Origin of the sequence: Aliidiomarina shirensis (assembly GCF_003987345.1) — a bacterium.
Taxonomy (GTDB): domain Bacteria; phylum Pseudomonadota; class Gammaproteobacteria; order Enterobacterales; family Alteromonadaceae; genus Aliidiomarina; species Aliidiomarina shirensis.
The window spans coordinates 1-1,933 of sequence record NZ_PIPP01000010.1; the positions used below are offsets into that span (position 1 = coordinate 1).

1 protein-coding gene is annotated in these 1,933 nt (G+C 52.9%); it reads right to left on the reverse strand.

The window, feature by feature from the left end; all coding sequences use genetic code 11:
- Nucleotides 1-72: 72 nt before the first annotated feature.
- The gene (ltrA, locus tag CWE13_RS12460) at nt 73-1,341 is read right to left on the reverse strand and encodes a group II intron reverse transcriptase/maturase (protein ID WP_126809139.1); all 1,269 of its coding nucleotides are present in this window, start codon (nt 1,339-1,341) and stop codon (nt 73-75) included.
- Between the last annotated feature and the right edge of the window lie 592 nt (nt 1,342-1,933).

A 1,933-nucleotide genomic window follows, 5' to 3' on the forward strand; every position in this document is an offset into this window, starting at 1 on the left:
ATCGAGTAGGAGGAGGCCTCACGGCCTCCGTCCTCTCACACCACCGGGCATACGGTTCCGTACCACGGCGGTTCATAGGTTACATTTGAGCCGATGGTAACTGTCCATCAGCGATATCAATCCCAGTCTATCAAACAACTTCTTCGGTAATGCTTGATTCATATGCGAAGCACCCGAGTTCCACCATGGGCCGCGCCCATTGGTCGTACTTAGTTCTGCTCGCTTCTGGGCAATACCGAGTCGCATCAACATCCGCGCACGAGTTAAACCCCGCTTCCATTGTCGCCAGAGAATCTTCCGAAGGTGGCGGCGAAGCCAGCCATCGAGTTCATTGAAGATACCTTTGGCGTCTGCATGATGGAAGTAATTTATCCATCCGCGTAGTTTGGGTGCGAGTTCGCTTATCGTTTTGCGGATATTCCAGCCTTTAGCCATGCGAAACAGTGTTTTGAGGTTACCTTTCAAGCGTTTCACGCTTTTATCAGCAACTTTGAGCCGAATATTGTATTTCCGGCCACACACCGTGTAACCAAGGAAGCTGCGCTTCCATGGTCTATCGGCAGCACTCTTGTCTCGGTTGACCTGAAGCTTCAGGCGCTGTTCAAGGAACTTCGTGGTCGAAGCAAGCACTCGGTGCGCTGCGCGCTCACTGCTCACATAAATGTTGCAGTCATCCGCATAGCGACAGAAGCTGTGACCTCGTCGGGTAAGTTCCATGTCCAGTTCATGCAGGAGAATGTTCGACAGCAACGGCGAGAGCGGTCCACCTTGCGGTGTACCTTCTGTTCGTGCTGTGACCATGCCATTGTCCATGATGCCTGCTTGTAGATAACGGCGTATCAATTTGAGCACGGTTTTATCTTTAATAACCCGAGCGATACGCGACATGAGAATGTCGTGGTTTACTCGGTCAAAGAACTTCGCCATATCAATATCCACCACCCAGCGCTTACCCAACTCCATATAATCCCGGGCTTGATGTACCGCTTGCGCAGCACTCTTACTCGGTCTGAAGCCGTAGCTATGCGGTGAGAACATCGGCTCAAACTGTTCGCTCAGTACCTGATGCATTGCCTGTTGGATGAGGCGGTCTATCACGCACGGGATGCCCAGCATCCGCATGCCACCGCCGGGCTTGGGTATCTCTACCTTGCGCACCGGTTGCGGTTGATAGCTACCATCCAGCAGTTGTTGTTTGATAGGCTGCCAGTGGGTTTGCAGATAACCTTTCAGCTCCTCTGTAGTCACACCGTCTACCCCCGGCGCACCTTTATTTCGGCACACCCGTTGATAGGCTTGCAGCATATTTGACCGCTCAAGTATCGCTGATATTACGTTCATATCAGCCCCGCTCGGAGTTGCTCTTGTTGATGCCGTGGTGTACTGCACAACCTAGCCGTCCCGCGCAGACTTCTGGCCTCGCGTTTTGGGATAGGTGAGTTTTTGGCTCTTGCTGTGGTTCGCAACCTCATCGAATCAACATGCTCCGATTCATAACCTATGTTCAGCCCTTCAGTTGGCGGTAACCAACCTACTACGGCCTCGGCTGACTTCTGCTGTTCCATCCTGACACCTCACAGCATCAGTAGCCTAAGGCAGAGCAACAGACCTCCCGGGGTAATGCGTGTGACCTTCCCACTTATACCTGCCGCATCTACGTCCATAGCTTCCGTGTAAGTATTGGGCTTTGGCAGTAGTGGCTACCTCACCCACTATGAACGCCTCATATGCGATTTCTGTTCGTCAGGCCAGTGATTTGCTTTCCGCTTCCTTCAGATTTCACCTCGCAGTGAACACCCTTGCGGTTTAGCTAGTGATTCCCCTTACCGGGCTCACAGAGGACTCACACCTCCAAGTCATCCTGCCAGCACCACCTGCACAGGAACAGCGCCTGTCAAGGCGCTACGCGCCGTGCCCGGCGCACCACAAAAAA

Bases quoted from the DNA above. Each gene is read 5' to 3' on its own strand.
- ltrA (WP_126809139.1), bottom strand. From the start codon at position 1,341: ATGAACGTAATATCAGCGATACTTGAGCGGTCAAATATGCTGCAAGCC.